General features: G+C 72.7%; 20 protein-coding genes. 7 read left to right on the forward strand and 13 right to left on the reverse strand.

Annotated elements, in window-relative coordinates; genetic code table 11:
- Positions 1-197 precede the first annotated feature (197 nt).
- From ACIPSC_RS17490 to ACIPSC_RS17500, 3 genes are all read left to right on the forward strand, one after another.
- On the forward strand, positions 198-1,799 hold the full coding sequence (locus ACIPSC_RS17490) for an acyl-CoA carboxylase subunit beta (RefSeq protein WP_400826574.1): 1,602 nt from the start codon (positions 198-200) through the stop codon (positions 1,797-1,799).
- A 55-nt stretch (positions 1,800-1,854) separates the two neighbouring features.
- Positions 1,855-2,067, forward strand: a complete 213-nt coding sequence (locus tag ACIPSC_RS17495) for an acyl-CoA carboxylase subunit epsilon (RefSeq protein WP_238863713.1) — start codon at positions 1,855-1,857, stop codon at positions 2,065-2,067.
- 205 nt (positions 2,068-2,272) lie between these two features.
- A complete protein-coding gene (locus tag ACIPSC_RS17500; protein ID WP_400826576.1) occupies positions 2,273-2,941 on the forward strand; it encodes a ScbR family autoregulator-binding transcription factor in 669 nt (222 codons plus the stop codon).
- A gap of 110 nt (positions 2,942-3,051) precedes the next feature.
- Here ACIPSC_RS17500 and ACIPSC_RS17505 read toward each other — a convergent pair whose 3' ends face one another.
- Positions 3,052-3,651, reverse strand: a complete 600-nt coding sequence (locus ACIPSC_RS17505; RefSeq protein WP_400826578.1) for a ScbR family autoregulator-binding transcription factor — start codon at positions 3,649-3,651, stop codon at positions 3,052-3,054.
- Positions 3,652-4,000: 349 nt separating this feature from the next.
- Between ACIPSC_RS17505 and ACIPSC_RS17510 the strand changes: the two genes are divergently transcribed.
- The gene (locus tag ACIPSC_RS17510; protein WP_400826580.1) at positions 4,001-5,041 is read left to right on the forward strand and encodes a ScbA/BarX family gamma-butyrolactone biosynthesis protein; all 1,041 of its coding nucleotides are present in this window, start codon (positions 4,001-4,003) and stop codon (positions 5,039-5,041) included.
- 22 nt (positions 5,042-5,063) lie between these two features.
- Here the strand turns inward: ACIPSC_RS17510 and ACIPSC_RS17515 are convergent, their stop codons facing one another.
- From ACIPSC_RS17515 to hemL, 7 genes are all read right to left on the reverse strand, one after another.
- Positions 5,064-5,450: a hypothetical protein gene (locus ACIPSC_RS17515; protein ID WP_395295688.1), complete on the reverse strand. Its 387-nt coding sequence runs from the start codon at positions 5,448-5,450 to the stop codon at positions 5,064-5,066.
- Positions 5,451-5,597: 147 nt separating this feature from the next.
- Entirely contained in the window at positions 5,598-6,734 is a 1,137-nt protein-coding gene (ccsB, locus tag ACIPSC_RS17520; protein ID WP_400826581.1) for a c-type cytochrome biogenesis protein CcsB, read from the reverse strand.
- A gap of 3 nt (positions 6,735-6,737) precedes the next feature.
- Complete coding sequence (locus ACIPSC_RS17525; RefSeq protein ID WP_400826582.1) at positions 6,738-8,495, reverse strand: cytochrome c biogenesis protein ResB; 1,758 nt, start codon at positions 8,493-8,495, stop codon at positions 6,738-6,740.
- A 3-nt stretch (positions 8,496-8,498) separates the two neighbouring features.
- Positions 8,499-9,272 carry a cytochrome c biogenesis CcdA family protein gene (locus ACIPSC_RS17530; protein ID WP_400826584.1) on the reverse strand — a complete coding sequence of 258 codons (774 nt, stop codon included), beginning with the start codon at positions 9,270-9,272 and terminating at the stop codon, positions 8,499-8,501.
- Complete coding sequence (locus ACIPSC_RS17535; protein WP_400826585.1) at positions 9,269-9,886, reverse strand: TlpA family protein disulfide reductase; 618 nt, start codon at positions 9,884-9,886, stop codon at positions 9,269-9,271. The genes ACIPSC_RS17530 and ACIPSC_RS17535 overlap by 4 nt, the downstream gene beginning before the upstream one ends.
- 215 nt (positions 9,887-10,101) lie before the next feature.
- Positions 10,102-10,749 (reverse strand): histidine phosphatase family protein, encoded by a 648-nt coding sequence (locus ACIPSC_RS17540; protein ID WP_400826831.1) that lies wholly within the window; start codon positions 10,747-10,749, stop codon positions 10,102-10,104.
- A 90-nt stretch (positions 10,750-10,839) separates the two neighbouring features.
- On the reverse strand, positions 10,840-12,168 hold the full coding sequence (gene hemL, locus ACIPSC_RS17545) for a glutamate-1-semialdehyde 2,1-aminomutase (protein ID WP_400826586.1): 1,329 nt from the start codon (positions 12,166-12,168) through the stop codon (positions 10,840-10,842).
- Between the two features lie 303 nt (positions 12,169-12,471).
- Between hemL and ACIPSC_RS17550 the strand changes: the two genes are divergently transcribed.
- Positions 12,472-13,101, forward strand: a complete 630-nt coding sequence (locus ACIPSC_RS17550; protein WP_238863704.1) for a hypothetical protein — start codon at positions 12,472-12,474, stop codon at positions 13,099-13,101.
- 100 nt (positions 13,102-13,201) lie between these two features.
- On the opposite strand, the gene ACIPSC_RS17555 is transcribed toward ACIPSC_RS17550, so the two are convergent.
- From ACIPSC_RS17555 to ACIPSC_RS17575, 5 genes are all read right to left on the reverse strand, one after another.
- The gene (locus ACIPSC_RS17555; RefSeq protein WP_400826587.1) at positions 13,202-13,690 is read right to left on the reverse strand and encodes a MarR family winged helix-turn-helix transcriptional regulator; all 489 of its coding nucleotides are present in this window, start codon (positions 13,688-13,690) and stop codon (positions 13,202-13,204) included.
- 141 nt (positions 13,691-13,831) lie between these two features.
- A complete protein-coding gene (locus ACIPSC_RS17560) occupies positions 13,832-15,103 on the reverse strand; it encodes a hypothetical protein (protein WP_400826588.1) in 1,272 nt (423 codons plus the stop codon).
- 93 nt (positions 15,104-15,196) lie between these two features.
- Entirely contained in the window at positions 15,197-16,570 is a 1,374-nt protein-coding gene (locus ACIPSC_RS17565) for an ATP-grasp domain-containing protein (protein WP_400826590.1), read from the reverse strand.
- A gap of 168 nt (positions 16,571-16,738) precedes the next feature.
- Positions 16,739-16,888, reverse strand: a complete 150-nt coding sequence (locus ACIPSC_RS17570; protein WP_400826592.1) for a hypothetical protein — start codon at positions 16,886-16,888, stop codon at positions 16,739-16,741.
- Positions 16,889-17,221: 333 nt separating this feature from the next.
- Positions 17,222-17,461, reverse strand: coding sequence for a chaplin (locus ACIPSC_RS17575; protein ID WP_313764313.1), 240 nt, complete (start codon positions 17,459-17,461; stop codon positions 17,222-17,224).
- 279 nt (positions 17,462-17,740) lie between these two features.
- Between ACIPSC_RS17575 and ACIPSC_RS17580 the strand changes: the two genes are divergently transcribed.
- Both ACIPSC_RS17580 and ACIPSC_RS17585 read left to right on the forward strand, forming a co-directional pair.
- On the forward strand, positions 17,741-17,992 hold the full coding sequence (locus ACIPSC_RS17580; protein ID WP_238863699.1) for a chaplin: 252 nt from the start codon (positions 17,741-17,743) through the stop codon (positions 17,990-17,992).
- A gap of 313 nt (positions 17,993-18,305) precedes the next feature.
- Positions 18,306-18,548, forward strand: a complete 243-nt coding sequence (locus ACIPSC_RS17585; RefSeq protein WP_313764315.1) for a chaplin — start codon at positions 18,306-18,308, stop codon at positions 18,546-18,548.
- Positions 18,549-18,595 lie beyond the last annotated feature (47 nt).

The raw sequence follows: 18,595 nt of genomic DNA on the forward strand, positions 1-18,595 counted from the left end.
GGACACCGTCCGATCACAGTGCCCGCCCGCGGTTTCTGTACAGCCCTGACATCTAAACGGACGCGACCTTGTACGGAATCGACGCCGAAACCAGCGCCGCGCCCCTCGTACAGTCATAAGTGAAGAAGTGATTCGCAGCCGGGGGCAATGCAGACGTTGGCTGTCGGACAGTTCCCTCACCCTTGGAGTGGTTCGAGATGACGGTTGTGCATGAGGCGCCGGTCGGCGACGAGATCCCCGAGATCCCGGCCGACGCCCACGGGCGGGTCGCCGAGCTGCACGAACTGCGCGACCAGGTCCGCCGAGGCCCGAGCGAGAAGGCCACCGAGGCCCAGCACGCCAAGGGCAAGCTGACCGCCCGTGAGCGCATCGAGCTGCTGCTCGACGAGGGCTCGTTCCGTGAGGTGGAGCCGCTGCGCCGGCACCGCGCCACCGGCTTCGGCCTGGAGGCGAAGAAGCCGCACACCGACGGCGTGATCGTCGGCTGGGGCACGGTGCACGGCCGGACCGTCTTCACCTACGCCCACGACTTCCGGATCTTCGGCGGTGCGCTGGGCGAGGCCCACGCGCAGAAGATCCACAAGATCATGGACATGGCCATCGCGGCCGGTGCGCCGCTGGTGTCGCTGAACGACGGCGCCGGCGCCCGCATCCAGGAGGGCGTCACCGCCCTCGCCGGCTACGGCGGCATCTTCCAGCGCAACACCCGGGCGTCGGGCGTCATCCCGCAGATCTCGGTGATGCTCGGCCCGTGCGCCGGCGGCGCCGCGTACTCCCCGGCCCTGACCGACTTCGTCTTCATGGTCCGCGAGACCTCGCAGATGTTCATCACCGGCCCGGACGTGGTCCAGGCCGTGACCGGCGAGAAGATCAGCCAGAACGGCCTGGGCGGCGCCGACGTCCACTCCGGGGTCTCCGGCGTCTCGCACTTCGCCTACGACGACGAGCAGTCCTGCATCGAGGAGGTCCGCTACCTCCTCTCGCTGCTGCCGCAGAACAACCGCGAGATGCCGCCGACCGCCGTCAACGACGACCCGGTGGACCGCCGCAACGACGCGCTGCTCGACCTGGTGCCGGTCGACGGCAACCGCCCGTACGACATGCGCAAGGTGATCGAGGAGATCGTCGACCACGGCGAGTACCTGGAGGTCCACGAGCGCTGGGCCACCAACGTGCTCTGCGTGCTGGCGCGGATCGACGGGCACGTCACCGGCATCATCGCCAACCAGCCGCAGTCGCTGGCCGGCGTGCTCGACATCAACGCGAGCGAGAAGGCCGCGCGCTTCGTCCAGATGTGCGACGCCTTCAACATCCCGCTGGTCACCATGCTCGACGTCCCCGGCTTCCTGCCCGGCGTCGACCAGGAGCACGACGGCATCATCCGGCACGGCGCCAAGCTGCTGTACGCGTACTGCAACGCCACCGTGCCGCGGATCCAGCTGATCCTGCGCAAGGCCTACGGCGGCGCGTACATCGTGATGGACTCCCGTTCGATCGGCGCGGACCTCTCGTTCGCCTGGCCGACCAACGAGATCGCCGTCATGGGCGCCGAGGGCGCCGCCAACGTGATCTTCCGCCGCGACATCAACGGCGCCGAGGACCCCGAGGCGATGCGCGCCCAGAAGATCAAGGAGTACAAGACCGAGCTGATGCACCCGTACTACGCGGCCGAGCGCGGCCTCGTGGACGACGTCATCGACCCCGCCGAGACCCGCCAGGTCCTGGCCTCCTCGCTCGCCATGCTCCGCACCAAGCACGCCGACCTGCCGAGCCGCAAGCACGGCAACCCGCCCATGTAGCACCGCAGTTCTGCTGACCATTCACCAGAAACGTGCCGGGGGAGAAACCAACACCATGACCGCTTCCGCCGAACCTCTCGTCCGCGTCGTCCGTGGCTCGCTCTCCGACGAGGAGCTCGCCGCCCTGACCGCCGTGCTGATGGCCCGCGCCGCGGCCGCCCAGCAGGCCGCCGCCGCCGTGGCGCCGGTCGAGCCGATCGCCAACTGGCACCGCCTGGAGCGCCGTCCGGCGTACTTCTCGCCGGTCAGCTGGCAGCAGGCCGCCTGACGGCCCCGCAGCATCCGACCGACGGCCGGCCACCCCCTCCGGGTGGCCGGCCTTCGCCGTTCCCGGCCCCGGGGGCGTCCTCGCACACCGGTCCGGCGACGGGCGGCTCGGTAGAATACCTACTGGACGGTATGCGATTCCCCGCCCCGTCGGCCCCCGTAGGATCGGCCGCCGCCGAGTACGAGAGCATTCCAGGGAGGCTGCGATGGCCAGGCAGGCCCGGGCACTGGCAACGCGCCAGACGGTACTCCTCGCCGCGGCCGAGGTGTTCGACGAGCGCGGCTACGCCGCCGCCACCATGTCGGAGATCCTGGAGCGGGCCGGCGTCACCAAGGGCGCGCTGTACTTCCACTTCGGCTCCAAGGAGGAGCTCGCGCTCGCGGTGATCGAGGGGCAGGGCGCCTGGCTCGCCACCTGGCGGCCGACCTCGGACAGCCCGGTGCAGACCCTGATCGACCTCGGCTACGCCTTCGCCCACGCGCTGGTGGACGACCCGATGGTGCGCGGCAGCATCCGGCTGACCATCGAGCACGGCAGCTTCACCCAGCCGCAGATCGCCGCCTACCAGCGCTGGTCGGACGCGGCGCGCGCACTGCTGGAGCAGGCCCGCGACGCGGGCGACCTGCACCCAGGCCTGGACCCGGCGGCGGCGGCCGGGGTGATCACCGGCGCGGTCACCGGGATCCAGCTCAGCTCGCAGGTGCTGACCGGACGCCGCGACCTGCTGCAGCGGATGGCCGACCTCTGGACGATGCTGCTGCCGGGGCTGGTCCAGCCGCACGCGCTGGCCCGGATCAGCGTGGCGGACCGGGCGCCGGGCGGCGAGCCCGAGCCCTCACCCGTCCCCGGCCCGGTCACGAGCACCGACGACTGAGGCAGCCTCAGGGGCGTTCGAAGCGCCCGCAGGTGGCGCCGGCCCGTTCTCGGGCGCGGGCGGCACGAGCCTCAGGTGCGGCCGGCGCGGCCTCGGGTGGTGCCGCCGTCTCAGGTCCGGTAGGCCGAGCAGCGGTCGGCCGGCACCAGTGCGGGCAGGGCCGCGGCCCAAAGGCCGCGCACCGCCTCCGGCCGCAGCCGGCCGGCGTCCTCGGGGGCGAACAGCACCAGGCCGGCCGCCAGGGTGGTGAGCAGGTCGGCGGCCTGCCGAAGGTCCACCCCTGGGTGCAGCTCGCCGGCGTCGGCGGCGCGGTCCAGCAGGCGGCGGAAGACCTCGGTGAGGCTCCGCCAGGCGGCCCCGGCCCCGGACCGGGTGCCCTGGCCGAGCTGGACGCCGGCCCGCACCAGCACGTCCTCGCGCAGCAGCCGGGCCAGCTCGTGCGAGAAGTCGATCAGGCCCTGGAGGGCCGGTCCGCCGGCCCGCCGGGCGCGCAGGGCGGCCGAGCCGATCTCGCGGGCGGCAGCCGCACGGACGCCGTCGGCCAGCGCCTGCTTGGAGACGAAGTGGAAGTAGAGCGCGCCCTTGCTGACGCCCGCCCGGCGGCTGATGTCCACCAGGTTGGCCGCTTCGAAGCCGGCCTCCGCGAACGCGTCCGCCGCGGCGAGCAGCACGGCCTGCCTCGTCCTCCCCGCACGTTCCTGCTTGACCACTGGCCCCTCCGGCCTCGGCCTCGGCGAGATCCCGGCTCGCCCGGCTGCTGTCAGGGCGCCGCCGTCGGTGGTGCGACGCCTCGCATGCGGACGGCCCGCCCGAAACCGCATGGTTGGTATCTAATCTAGCTCCTCGCTCTCCCCCGCCGTCCAGCGGGGATCGACCCCCGCCCAAGGTCCGGCATCGCCCGCCCGGACGTTCCCGCAGGCCGGTGCGCGGGTAACGTGATCACGCCGAGGTCCCGGCAGCGGGGACCCCAGTCACAGCAGGCAAACCGGTTGGTTTGTATGTTTTGTGAGGGGGCCGCCGGCGCGGCCGGTCGACCGAGACCCGGGAGTGGGGCCAGCCATGCCAGCGATCGTAGAACCGGATGCCGACGGTCCGTATTTCCGCACCGGCGCCGACTACGACTTCCACGACCGGACCGTCTCCCGCCACCTGGTCCACCGCTCCTCCGTCTCCGAGGTCCTGATCACCGGCTGGCAGTCCACCGGCCCCTACGACTTCCTGCTCGGTGCCCAGTGGCCCCGGCTGCACGGCTTCTACCGGCTGCCCGGCGACCGCCACCACGACCCGGTGCTGATGGCCGAGACCGTCCGGCAGGCCGCACTGCTGATCGGCCACGTCGGCTTCGGCGTACCCCGCGGGCACCACTTCGCGCTGGACGAGCTCTGCTACTCCCTCGGCCCGGACGGTCTGGACGGGCTCGCCATCACCGGCGCCCCCGCCGCCCTGATGCTCCGGGCGAACTGCCAGGACGTCCGGATCCGGCACGGGCGGCTGGCCTCGCTGCGGGTGCACGTCGAGGTCGAGCGGGACGGCCGCCCGGTCGGCCGCGCCGCCGTCCAGTTGCGGGCGCTCTCCCCCGCCGCGTACGCCCGGCTGCGCGAGCCTGCCCGGCGCGCGGCGGCGCCCTGGCTTCCCCCCGCCTGCACCAAGCCCCAGATGGCCGGCCGCGAGCAGGCCGCCGACGTCGTGCTCGGGCCGTCGCCGGTGCCGGGCAGCTGGCTGCTGCGCGCCGACGTCCGCCACCCGGTGCTCTCCGAGCCGGCCCTGGACCACGTGCCCGGCATGGTCGTCCTGGAGGCCGCCCGCCAGGCCGCCCAGCGGCTGCGCCACCCCGATCCGGTGGTGCCGGTGGAGCTGGTGTCCTCGTTCAGCGGCTTCATCGAGCTCGACCGGCCGTGCCTGGTGCGGGCCGTCCGGGAGCCCCGGATCGCCGCCGGGGCCGGAGCGGACGGCCCGTCCGTACCGGTCCGGGTGCTGCTGACGCAGGAAGGCCGGACGGTGGCCGAGTGCCGGCTGCTGACCGCCCCGGCCGACGGCGGGGCCGCCGACCGGCGCCCGGCAGGCCCGGACCGCGATCCGGGCCTGCCGCTCGCCTGCTGAGACCGGCGGCGCCCCGCCCGGATCAGGCCGCGACCAGCGCGGCCGGCCGGCCGGCGTGCATCACGCTGAGGTTGGCGGCCAGTCGGCTCGGGTCCTGGGCCAGCCAGAGCCGCAGGGCGGCGCCGAGCATGGCGCTGGCCGACCCGACCCGGACCTGGGTGACCTGGGCGATCCGGGCCGCGCCCGGGACGAGCAGGTCGGCCAGCGGCGTCGGCAGCCAGACCGTCAGGGCGCACGGCGCGGGGGCCGCGAGCGCGCCCAGCAGGCGGAAGGCGTCCGCCTGCGTACTGAGTGTGGGGATGATGTCCAGCAGGCCGTCCGCCACGACCTCGGAGACGTCGCTCCGGTGTCCCTGGGCGAGCCGGCGGAGCAGCATGCGCTCGGCGGCGGTGATTCGGACGGTCAGCATGACCTCGTCGCACTCCATTGCGCGATTTCCTCCTCGTTCCTCCCCGTGCCGGCTCGGGTTGGCCGGCACGAACTACCCCTGTCACACCTCGGCCCGGCTTCCGATCTGCGGAGCGCCGGGCCGAGCGTGCTTCGTGCTGTGCCCGGGTCAGATCCCCGCGTAGGAGTGCTTTCCCGTGACGAAGATGTTCACGCCGTAGTAGTTGAAGAGCCAGCAGGCGAACGCGGCCAGGGCCAGGTAGGCGGCCTTGCGTCCCTTCCAGCCGGCGGTGGCGCGGGCGTGCAGGTAGCAGGCGTAGGCGACCCAGGTGATGAACGACCAGGTCTCCTTCGGGTCCCACTCCCAGTACTTGCCCCAGGCCGCCTCGGCCCAGATCGCGCCCGCGATGATGGTGAAGGTCCAGAGCGGGAAGACCAGCGCGTTGATCCGGTAGGACAGCTTGTCCAGGGTGGACGCGGCCGGCAGGCGCCGCCAGATGGACGGCGAGGTGCCGAGCGGGCCGGTGGCCAGGCCGGCCGCCATCCGCTTGTCGAAGGAGTCCTTGCCCAGGTAGAGCAGCGTGGCGATGAACGCCGCGTAGAAGGCGCCGCCGCAGACGATCGCGGTGGAGACGTGGATCGCCAGCCAGTACGAGTGCAGCGCCGGGACGAGCTGCTCGGACTCGGTGTACAGCACCGAGACCGCGACGCCGAGGGTCAGCAGGACGGCCAGGGTGACCGGCAGGCCGAGCCAGCGGACCTTCTTCCGGGAGGCCAGCAGGCCGAGGTAGGCGGTGGCCATCGCCAGCGCGAAGGCGCAGGAGAACTCGTACATGTTGCCCCACGGCCAGCGGGAGACCGAGAGGCCGCGGGTGAGCACGCCGCCCGCGTGCAGCATGGCCGCGAGCACGGTCAGCGAGACCGCGATCCGGCCCGCCAGGTCGGCCCGCTCGCTGGTGCCGGCGGCGCCCGGGCCGTCCGTCTCGTCCTCGCCGCGGCCGCTGGTGACCACCATCGCGCCCTCGCCCGCCAGGGCGGTGCGGGTGAGCGTGGTGGTGCCCCCGCCCGCCGAGGCGACCGTGACGGTGACCTTCTTGGCGCTCTTGGCGTTCGCGGCCCCGGCCGCGGCGACCGTCTCGGCCAGGCCGGCCTGCTCGGTCGAGCGGACGGCGACGGCGCCCTTGCTGCCGAACGTCCACTCGAACATGTGGGCGAACATGGCGATCAGGTAGACGGCCATGGCCGAATAGATCAGCTTGTTGGAGAGGTCGGCCAGCTGGGGGTCGACCGCCGAGGCGAGTTGCACCGTCTACTCCTTGGACTTCTGGTCGGCGGGGACTGCGGGCTGTGCGGGCTCTGCGGGCTCTGCGGGCTGCGAGGGCTCTGGTGTTGCCGGCTCGCCCTCGGCGGCCGGCTCGTCCGGGTCGTCGGTCGCGGGCGCGTCGTCCTGGAGGTCCACCGCCAGCTCGGCCAGCTCCTCGGCGATCTTCGCCGACTCGCTGCGGGCCAGGCCGGCCAGCTCCACCTGGGTGCCGCCGCCCGGCAGGGCCACGGCCCGCACCCAGATCCGGCGGCGCTGCACGAACAACGAGCCGATCAGGCCGAGGATCGCCAGCACACCGCCGACCAGGGCGATCTCGTTGCCCGGGCGGTGCGAGATGTTGAAGCTGGCCCACTGCTTGTAGCCGTCGAAGGTGACGGTGCCGTAGCCGTCCGGCAGGGTCCAGCCCTGGCCCACCTTCAGCCGGACCTTGGCGGGCTGGCCGTCCTGCTGGAGCTGGGTGAGGTTCTTGGTGTTGAGCTGGTAGACGTTCTGCGGCAGGCCGGAGTCGGTGCCGAGGTCGCCCGCGAAGGCGTTCAGCACCAGCGCCGGGTCGGCGTCGCCGGGGAAGAGCGAGCGCGGGCCGGTGTTCGCGTCGAACGCCACCGGGGCGGTCGGCAGGAAGAAGCCGGAGAAGCCCATCTGGGTCTTCTTGCCGTCCTTGTCACCGTAGTCGGAGACCTTGACGACGCCGGTGGAGGTGAGGTTGCCGTCCTGCGGCAGGAACGGCGTCGCACCGGAGTAGACGACCTCGCCGGCGGCGTTGCGCACGGTGATCACCGGGGCGTAGCCGTGGCCGATCAGGTAGACCTTGCTGCTGCCGATCTCCAGCGGGTGGTTGACCTCGATCGTGCCCCGCTTGAGCTTCTCCGCGTCGCTGCCGGAGTAGTACTCGACGTTCGCGGTGAACTGCCGGGCCGCGCCGATCTGGTCGCCCTTGCTCTGGAAGCGCGCCGTGAAGCCGTTCAGCTTCAGGTAGAAGGGGTCGAGGTCCTGGCTGGCGTAGAACCGCGAGCCGGTGAAGTCGTCCAGCTGGGTGATGGTGTTGGAGTAGCCCTCGCCCGCGACCATCAGCTTGCCGCCGGTGCCGGCGGCGAGGCTCGCCCAGGCGAAACCGCCCAGCAGCGCGAACAGCGACAGGTGGAAGACCAGGTTGCCGACCTCGCGCAGGTAGCCCTTCTCGGCGGCCACCGAACCGCCGGCGAGGTTCGCGCGGAACCGGCGCTTGCGCAGCAGCCGGTACGCGGCGGCGTTGACCGTCTCGGCGTCGGCGTCGGTGCGCCAGGCCGCGTGGACCGGCATCCGGGTCAGGTTGCTCGGCGCGGCCGGCGGCTGGGCCCGCAGCACGCCGACGAACTGCCAGGTCCGCGGGACGATGCAGCCCGCCAGCGAGACGAAGAGCAGGATGTAGATCGCCGAGAACCAGACCGAGCTGTAGACGTCGAACAGCTGGAGCTTCTCGTAGACCGGCGCGACGGTGGTGTGCTGCGCCTTCCAGGTCTCGACCTTGAACTGGTTCTGGCCGTTCTGCGGGATCAGCGACCCGGGGATGGCGGCCAGCGAGAGCAGGAAGAGCAGGATCAGCGCGACCCGCATCGAGGTCAGCTGGCGCCACACCCAGCGCAGCCAGCCGAGCACGCCGATGCCGACGGGGCCGTCCGACTCGGTCGGCGCGGTGGTCAGCCGCTCGGCCGCGTCCTCGACCGCCGCCGGGGGCAGCTCGGTATCGGTCGGGGTCTTGCTCACGGGTCAGATTCCGATCTGGAAGTCGGCGGTCCAGGACTGCAGCTCGTTCACCATGGAGTCCCAGGCCCCGGTGACCAGCAGCAGACCGACCGCGACGAGCATGCCGCCGCCGATCCGCATGACGAGCGGGTAGTGTCGCTTGACCCAGCCGAAGGCGCCCAGCGCCCGGCGGAAGGCCAGTGCGGCCACGACGAACGGTACGCCCAGGCCCAGGCAGTAGGCGGTCATCAGCAGCGCCGCACGGCCCGCGTCGGCCTCGTTGAGGGCGAGGTTCTGGACGGCGGACAGGGTCGGGCCGAGGCAGGGCGTCCAGCCGACGCCGAAGACCACGCCCAGCATCGGCGCGCCCAGCAGGCCGACCGCCGGGCGGCGGTGCGAGCGCAGCTCGCGCATGCTCAGGCCGGGCACCAGCCCCATGAAGGCGAGGCCCATCACGACGGTCAGCGTGCCGAGCACGATCGAGATGACCCGCTTGTGCTCCTGCAGCGTCGAGCCGAAGTAGCCGAACAGCGCGCCGCCGGAGACGAAGACGGCGGTGAAGCCGAGGATGAAGAGCAGCGCGCCGGCCAGCATCCGGCCGCGCCGCGCGCCGCGCGCGTCGGCGAGGTCGGCGGCGGAGAAGCCGGTGACGTACGAGAGGTAGCCCGGGACCAGCGGCAGCACGCAGGGCGAGAAGAACGAGGCCAGGCCGGCCACCAGGGCGATCGGCGCGGCGATCAGCAGCGCCCCGCCCTGGATGGTCCCGGTGGTGTCGGCCAGCTGCAGCGCGGCACTCACTGCTTCTGCTCCGCGAGCACCGGCTGGAGCACCGACTCCAGGGCGTCGTCGGTCTGGCCGCCGACGGCCCGGGCGGCGAGCTTGCCCTCGCGGTCGACCACGATGGTGGTCGGGACGGACTGCGGGTTGAGGCTGCCCTTGGGGAACTTCAGCAGCTGGGTGCCGGCCGGGTCGTAGAGGCTGGGGAAGGTGACGCCCTTCTCCTGCTCGAAGCGGACGGCGTTGACGATCTCCGGGTCCCGGGTGTTGATGCCGAGGAACTGGACGCCCTGGTCCTTGTACTTCTCCCAGACGCGCTGCAGGTCGTCCGCCTCGGCCCGGCACGGACCGCACCAGGAGCCCCAGACGTTCAGGACGACGACCTTGCCGCGGTAGTCGGCGAGCTTGACCGGGGTGCCTTCCAGGGTGTTGCCGGAGAGGTCCGGCGCGTCCTGGCGGTGGCCCACCTCGGCCTTGGAGATGTTGCTGCCCTTGGCGCTGACGAAGCCGATCTGGCCGTCACCGCTGCCCGACGAGCCCGAGGAGGAGCAACCGGTGAGGGCGAGCGCAGCGGCGGCGGCTGTGGCGGCGGCGGCTGCGGCGACACGGGGACGGGGGCGCGCCATGGCAGACATGTGAAAAGTTTCGCATGGAGTCCCGGGCAGGTTCGGGGGGGTCCTGCCTTGCGCGTCGCACCCCCTCTGACCTGCGGCTGGGCCGGACCACCCGGTGGCGGTCCGAGTGATCCGGCCCATACTTACCCACGGCTTACGCCCCGGTGGGCGCGTGGTTCGCACACAGGTCCGCACCCGGCTCCGGGCGCGGTCCCGGTCGCGGCTCCGGGCGTCGCTCAGGCGCCGAAGCTCTTGCCCACCGGCTTGCTCTTGCCGCCCTTGCCGACCAGGTGCGCGGGCAGCAGATCGCGGGCCGGCTCGCGGTAGCCGACGGAGACGATCCGGTCGCCCTCGAACGTGAAGCTGGTCAGCGAGGCCAGCGAGCACTGCCGGTTGCGCGGGTCGTGCCAGAGCCGGCGGCGCTCGACGAAGGAGCGGACGGTCCAGATCGGCAGCTGGTGGCTGACGCAGACCGCCTCGTGCCCGCGCGCGGCGTCCCGGGCGGCGGCCAGCGCGCCCATCATCCGCACCGCCTGCTCGACGTACGGCTCGCCCCAGGAGGGCTTGAACGGGTTGGTGAGGTACTTCCAGTAGCCCGGGTTCTTCAGGGAGCCGTCGCCGACCCCGAAGGTCTTGCCCTGGAAGATGTTGTCCGCCTCGATCAGCCGCTCGTCCACCGCCAGGTCCAGGCCGTGCGACTTGGCGATCGGCTCGGCGGTCTCCTGCGCCCGCTCCAGCGGGGACGCCACCACGTGGGTGATGTCCCGGTCGGCGAGGTCCTCGGCCACCCGGTCGGCCATCCGCCGGCCCAGCTCGGAGAGCCGGTAGCCGGGCAGGCGGCCGTAGAGGATGCCCTCGGGGTTGTGCACCTCGCCGTGCCGCATCAGGTGCACGACGGTGATGTCCTTGGCGCTCACTTCTCAGTTCTCCTGGGACTTCGTAGGGTCTGGGCCTGTCCGGCTACCGGACAGGGCCTAGGCCGTGGCCTCGGCGGCGGCGCGGGCGGCGGCCGGCAGGGCGGCGGCGATCCGCTCGACCGCCCGGTCGTCGTGGGACGCCGAGACGAACCACGACTCGTAGGCGGACGGGGGCAGGTAGACGCCCTGGCTGAGCATCGAGTGGAAGAAGGCGTTGAACCGGAACGCCTCCTGGGTCTTGGCCTCGTCGTAGTTGGTGACCGCGGCCTCGGTGAAGAACACCGAGAACATGTTCCCGGCGGTCTGCAGCCGGTGCGCCACGCCCTCCTTGGCCAGCGCGTCCGACACCAGGGTGCCGACCTCGGCGGCCACCTTGTCCACCGTGGCGTACGCCTCGTCGGTGCAGCCGCGCAGCTGGGCCAGGCCGGCCGCGGTGGCGATCGGGTTCCCGGAGAGGGTGCCCGCCTGGTAGACCGGGCCGGCCGGGGCCAGGTGGCCCATCACGTCGGCGCGGCCGCCGAAGGCCGCCGCGGGGAAGCCGCCGCCCATGACCTTGCCGAAGGTCAGGAGGTCCGGCGCCCAGCCCTCGTTCGCCGCCTCCAGGCCGTACCAGCCGGCCTTGGAGACGCGGAAGCCGGTCATCACCTCGTCGGAGATGAACAGCGCGCCGTTCTCCCGGCAGAGCCGGGCCAGGCCGCCGTTGAAGCCGGGCAGCGGCGGGACGACGCCCATGTTGCCGGGCGAGGCCTCGGTGATCACGCAGGCGATCTCGCCCGGGTGGGCCCGGAAGGCCTGCTCGACGGCGGCCAGGTCGTTGTAGGGCAGCACGATGGTGTCGCCGGCCTGGGCGCCGGTGACGCCCGGGGTGTCCGGCAGACCGAAGGTCGCCACGCCGGAACCGGCGGCGGCCAGCAGTGCGTCCACATGACCGTGGTAGCAGCCGGCGAACTTCACGACCTTCGCCCGGCCGGTGAAGCCGCGGGCCAGCCGGATCGCGGACATGGTCGCCTCGGTGCCGGAGGAGACCAGGCGGACCTGCTCGACCGGGGCGACCCGGGCGACGATCTCCTCCGCCAGCTCGACCTCGCCCTGGCCGGGCGTACCGAAGGAGGTGCCGCGGGAGACGGCCTGCTGGACGGCCTCGATCACGGCCGGGTGCGCGTGGCCGAGGATCATCGGACCCCACGAGCACACCAGGTCGACGTACTCGCGGCCGTCGGCGTCGGTGAGGTAGGGGCCGGTGCCGGACACCATGAAGCGCGGCGTGCCGCCGACCGCGCGGAAGGCGCGCACCGGGGAGTTGACGCCGCCGGGCGTGACGACCGAGGCCCGCTCGAAGAGCGACTGGGACTGGGGTGCTTCGTAGGGGTAGCTCACGGGAGACATGGTCTCAAATCGTGTCCTTCACCTCTGCATGTCGGACCTCATCATCTGGAACGATGATCCGGGCGAGGAATTCTGTACGGTTATCCGTACAACGGAGCCCCTGACTGCTCCGGCTGCCCGGACCAGTCAGACTATGTACTCGGCTTGCACCGCGGGGAGTTTCCGGCCTCCTGCGGGTGCAGGGGTGTTGAGAGGACTGCCGCGTGCCCGGACTGGGTACGGCGGCGCATGACGGGTAAGGAGCACGTCCGGAGGGACGCCGGACGTGCGGGGGTCTGTCGATTCCGGCGAATTCCGGTGAGGATGGTCCGAGTGTCCGAGGCGCAGGACGGCTACGACGAGGCGGCGGGTGGCTCCCGCAGGCCCGCCGAGGCCGCACGCGGGGGTACGGGAGCGGGTACGGGTCGTGGCGGTCGTGGTGGCGAGAGGCGGGGTGAGGGACGCGTGGGGGTGACCTACAAGTACTTCGGGGCACCCGACCGCGCCACCGCCGCCAGAGTCCCCACCGCCCTCGGCCCCGGCGGGCTCGGCCTGGACGCGGGCGAGCTCGGCTCGCTCGGGCGGCTCGGCGACCTGATGGAGACCAGCGGCTCCCCGAACGGCCACCTCTCCACCAAGATCAAGCCGGAGACCATGAGCGCCATGGTCCTCACCGGCATCCAGGGCGTGCCGCTGCACCAGGTCCCGCCGCTGGAGCTGGTCGTGCTGCACCCCGACTACGCCGTCGTGCAGCTCCCGCACAACGTCGTCGAACCGCTGCGCAAGGCCGACGAGACCGAGCTCGGCGCGGCCGCGTTCATCTGGTCCACCGTCCCGGACCGGCGCGGCCCCCGGGACGCCTTCGTGATCTACAGCATGCTGCACGAGTGGCAGGACTTCGCCAACCGCCTGCACGACGCCGGCCACCAGCTGTACTGCCTGGTCTGGCCCTGACCGGTCCGGCTCCGACCGTCCCGGTCGTGGCACCGGCCGGGTGATGCGGTCGCGGGCCGGCCGGGCGGGCCCCCGGGGCCGGGCCCTGGACCGCCGGTGCTCAGCTCCGGGAGCGGCGCGCCCGCCGGATCGTCCGCTCGCCCTCCACCGGCTCCGCCAGCGGCCCCTCCACCAGCCGCGACAGCGCCGTGACGAAGGCCGCCCGCTCCGCGTCCGGCAGCGACTCCAGCACCTCCCGGTGGACCCGGTCGGCGATCTCGGTGCCGCGCTCGACGGCCCGCTCCCCGGCCTCGGTCACCGAGACGATCCGCGCCCGGCGGTCGGTGGCGGACGGCCGGCGCTCGGCCAGGCCGGCCCGCTCCAGCTCGTCGACGGTGACGACCATGGTGGTCTTGTCCAGGTCGGCCAGCTCGGCCAGCTGGATCTGGGTGCGCTCGGCCTCCATCGCGTGGAACAGCACGGAGTACGCGCGCGGGGTGATCCCGAGCCCGGTGAACGCGGCCGCCATCCGGGTCGCCAGCACGTGGCTGGCGTGGTCCAGCAGACCGGAGATGTCGCGGAACTGGCGCGCGGGGCGACTGGTCGTCATACGCACGAGCGTAGCAACACCGTCTGCCGGCAGATGATCCCGTGATCAACCATCTCCGCCGGTCCGGTCCGAGGGTGCGGCTGCGGGGTGCGGCTGCGGGGCGCGGGGTTCGGGCTGCGGGGTTCGGGCTGCGGGGTGCGGTTACGGGATGCCCAGCTCGAACAGTGCGTACCCGGCGTACCAGCCGGCCGCCACCGCCGGCACCGCGAACAGGCCCGCCAGGGTGGCCGGCCGCAGCCGGCGCAGCGCGATCGCGAGGCCGACGAAGAGCGGGAAGGCCGGCAGCAGGTAGCGCGAGATGTTGCCGAAGATCTGGTTGCTGCTGAGCGCGGTGAAGACGGTCAGCAGCGTGTAGACCACCAGCACCAGCGGCGGCCGGGTGCGCAGCAGCAGGACCAGCAGGCCGGGCAGGAGGATCAGCAGCGCCACCGCGATGAGGTCCGGCACCGGGTTGGACTGCCAGAAGTCCCAGTGCCCGGTGATCACGTCCAGGAAGTTGCGGGAGGTGGAGGCGCCCCAGTCGAAGTAGCGGTTCCAGGCGCCGCGCTGCAGCTTGAAGTAGCCGCCCCAGTCGCCCATCCGGTAGCCGACCCAGGCGACGTACCAGAGCAGGCCCCACGGGGTGATCAGCATCGCGGTCAGCGGGCGGGCGATGCCGTCGGTCCGCCGGACCAGCGCCACCAGCGCGGAGATCGAGACGGCCGCTATCACGACCGCGGCGGTCGGCCGGTTGAGGCCGGCCGCGAGGGCGAGCACCCCGGCCGCCACCCACCGGTGCGTCATCACGCAGTAGCAGGCCCAGGCGGAGATCGCCACGAAGAGCGAGTCCGAGTAGACCGCCCACTCCACGCCGGAGCCGGGGAACAGGCCCCAGATCACCGCGGCGATCACCCCGGCCCGGAAGCCGCCGAGCCGCTCGGCGATCGCGAAGATGCCGGCCGCCGCGACGAAGGAGGCCAGCACCGAGACCAGGATCCCGGAGCCGTACGGCCCGAGGCCGGTGACGGCGCCGACCAGGCGCATCAGCCACGGGTAGAGCGGGAAGAAGGCGGCCGAGTTCTCGTAGTAGCTGGCCAGCGGGTAGCCGTGCAGCGGGATCAGCTGCGGGTCGTAGCCGTTCTCGGCGATCCGCTGGTACCAGATGCCGTCCCAGGTGCCGAGCACGTCCCACGGCTGGGCACCGCCGCCGCGGCCGACGTCCTTCTTCAGGAAGTCCCCGGTGTGCGAGAGCAGCAGCATGAAGACGGTCAGGCCGGTCGCCTTCACGACCGCGTACGCGCCGAGCGCGGGCGCGAAGCGGTCCACTGCGGCGGAGAACCGGCCCTGCCGCTCGGCACCCCCGGACCGCTCGGCGTGGTCGTCCGGCTCCGCGCTCGACGGCTCCGTACTCGATGTGCTCGATGCCGTGGTCATCGCTCTGGACTCCCCGCCCCCGCTCGTGATCGGCGCGACCACGAACGGGCGGCCGCCGGCCGAGCCTACGGCACGGGGGTCCGGCGGTACGCGTCAACCTTCCGTGCCGGGCTCCCCGAAGGAGTAGAGCCGGTGCAGGGCCTCGACCAGGGCGCGGCCCTCCGCCGTGAGGGCGCGGCCGTCCGGGGCGGTGAGCGAGCGGCGGGCGACCAGCCGGGCCAGCACCGCGCCCGGGTGCAGCACGGTGCCGTCCGGAGGCAGGTTGACCAGCACGGTCTCCTCCGGGCCGCACTCCAGCAGCCCGGCCGCGTCGCCCCGGCGGACCAGCACGCCCTCGTGCAGCGCGTACGCCCCCGCCCGTGGCGCCCGGACGGCGCGGGCCGGGCCGCCGGTGTGGCGGACGGTCAGCTGCACGCCGGACGCGGGGTCCGGGTCGGGCTTGCCGACGGTGGGCACGCCGTGCCGCTCCAGCACGTGCCGCACCTGGGTCGGCAGCCGGCCGTCCGGCCGCTCCAGCTCGATCTCGCCGAGCAGCCAGGTGGAGCCCTGCATCCGGCAGTTGATCTCCAGGGCGAGCGCGCGGTCGCCGTCGAGGACGAAGTCGGCGCCGAAGACGCCCCGGTAACCGAGGCCGGCCAGGCCCCAGCCGATCCGCTCGGTGGCCTCCAGACACCGGTTCAGGGCGCGCGGGGAGAGCCGTTCCGGGGCCTCGAAGTCGCAGCCGGCGTACTGGCCGAAGCCGGCGCCCGCCTCGGCGACCCCGATCAGCTGGAGCGAGGGCCGCAGCACCTGCGGCAGGCCGTCCAGCCCGACGAAGCCGTGCACGTTGAGCGCGGTGTCGCCGACGTACTCGCTGACCAGCCAGCGCTCGCGCTCGGGCAGGACGGCGGCGTCGTCGGCGGCCCGGACGAGGTGGGTGCCGTTGCCCGCCGAGCCGCGCGGCGACTGGGCGACGTAGAGCGGACCGAAGCGGCCGCGGAGCGCCCGGTGGTCGGGCCGGCCGGACACCACGGTGCTGGCCGGGGCCGGTACGCCGAGCTGCTCGAACCAGGCGCGCATGGCGATCTTGTCCACCAGGACGTCGGAGTCGGCGGTGGGCGGCGGCACCAGCAGCCGGGCGCCGGTGGCCGCCACGGCGGCGGTCCACTGCTCGCGCTGGCTGCCGTAGGCGGCCAGCCGCAGCTCGCGGCCGCGCCAGCGCGTGCCGACCAGGCCGGGCAGCCGGCCGGCCACGCCGTCCAGCCCCGGCCCGCCCGGTCCGCCGTCGCGACTGCCGGACCACTCCTCCTGCGCGTGCAGCTCCACCCCGAACCGCGCACCCCAGCCGGCGTCCGCCGCCTCGCTGGAGAGCAGCGCGGCCAGGGCACCGGTGCGGAGCAGTGGCAGCAGGTAGAGCGGCCGGGAGACGATCCCGAGGTGTGCGCCCGGGCGAAGCACCGGCCCGGCGTCCTCCAGAGTGGCGATCACCCGATGGATTATGCACCCGGACGCGACCCGGGATTTCCACCAAGGCATCTGCACCACAGGAGATCTGACGATGCCTTAGAATCCGCCGCCGATAGCCCGCCGGGCCGAGGGTCCGGCCTGCGCGGGTGTCGGCGGCGGGGTGCCGCGGGCGGTCGCGGCGGCCGGCGGTCAGCCGTGCAGGTGGACGATTCCGAGCTTGGTCAGCTGCCAGAGCCGGCCGGGGGCGCCGGTGTCGACGGCCAGCTCGACCAGCGGGTTGCCCTTGGCGTCGAGGTGGCCGCTCGCGGTGACGACCTTGCTCCGGTCCGACGCCCTCACCGCGGTAGCCGGCGACCCGCAGGTGGTACGACTGGCGGACCATGTTCATGCACAGGCCGGGGATCCCGATCCGGGAGTCGCAGCCGTTGCGGACCCGCTCGGAGAGGTTGATGACGTCCCCGTTGGTGTACTCGTACGGCGAGCTGGTCCACTCGGCGCAGGCCTCGTGACCGAAGGCGACCCGCCGCTGGTCCAGGTACCGCACGCCGGGCACCTGCTCGGCGGCGGCCCGCAGGGTGTCGCTGACGCCGGGCACAAAACGGAGAGCCGCCGCCCCGCACCCCAGGAGGGAAGCGCGGGGCGGCGGCTCGCGCCGGCCGAACCGGGCGCAGATCAGCCCGCGTTGAGGCAGTGGTTGCCGAACGCGGGGTTCAGCAGACCGATCACGTTGATGGTGTTGCCGCACAGGTTGACCGGGACGTGCACCGGAACCTGGATCTGGTTGCCGGAGATGACACCGGGGGAACCCGCGGCGACACCCTCGGCGCCCGAGCTGGCCATCGCGGTGCCGGCACCGGCCGCCACGATGCCTACCACGGCGGCACCGACGGCGGCCGTCTTCTTGATGCTCATAGGAGCCTCCTGACTCATCGACAGATATGCACGGGGAGTGCGACATCTAGAACGACACCCGCCCGGCCCGGTTGCGACGACCCGCCCTTTGTCACCCAACTGGCCCAACGCGGGGCCCGCCGGGCATTCGGGTGATCACAGGGTCCGACCGTTTCCCCCCGAGCCCGCCCTCGTTCTCCCTGTCGGAACACGCTCCACCCCGCTCCACCGAGCTCCACCCCGCTCAACCAGGCTCCACCGAGCCCCACTCGGGCTCCCTAGACGAATCGAGTACCGCACATGCGCAAGCTCGCCCACGGCGTCCTCGGCACCGCGGCCTCCGCCGCCCTGCTGGTCGCCGGCGCCGGCGCCGCCTCCGCCCACCACGCCCACGGCGCCTCGGCCGAGGGTGTCGCGGCCGGCTCGCCCGGCGTGGCCTCGGGCAACGAGGTCCAGGTGCCGCTGCACATCCCGGTGAACCTGTGCGGCAACTCGATCGACGTGGTCGGCGCCCTGAACCCGGCGTTCGGCAACCACTGCACCAGCGCCTGACCCGGCTCGACCGGCGACCCGGCCCCACCGCCGGTCCGCCCTCGAACCCGGGAGATCCGCCGCCGGTCCGAGCCCGTCCGGAATTGCTCCCGGTCGTGCGTCTGCACCAATTGCCCCGGCCGTGCGGGAACAATTCGCGACGCGCGGGTGCCACGGCCGCGTCCGTCGTCCAAGCCACGGGCGACACGCGCCACTTGGGCCGCCAGAGTGACAATCACGGCATTTCCAGAAGCCAGCGGGCGATGATTTCCTTTCGCCCGGCTCCCGACTAATTCCAATTTCGGTCGGGCAGAAAACGGAGGAAGAACCCAACATGCGTAACCTCAAGAAGGCCGCCGCCCTGTCCCTCGCCACCGCCGGCCTGGTCGTCGGTGCGGCCGGCGGCGCGTTCGCCAGCTCCGGCGCCGAGGGCGTCGCCGCCGGCTCCCCCGGTGTGCTCTCCGGCAACCAGATCCAGATCCCGGTGCACATCCCGGTCAACGTCTGCGGCAACTCCATCGGGATCGTCAGCATCCTGAACCCGGCGTTCGGCAACCACTGCACCAACATCGGCTGATCCGGCGGTCGCCGCACCGGCGACAGCCGACTCACCGAGTCCGTGCC

The organism is Kitasatospora sp. NPDC090091, from assembly GCF_044747365.1.
In the GTDB taxonomy this organism is placed as follows: domain Bacteria; phylum Actinomycetota; class Actinomycetes; order Streptomycetales; family Streptomycetaceae; genus Kitasatospora.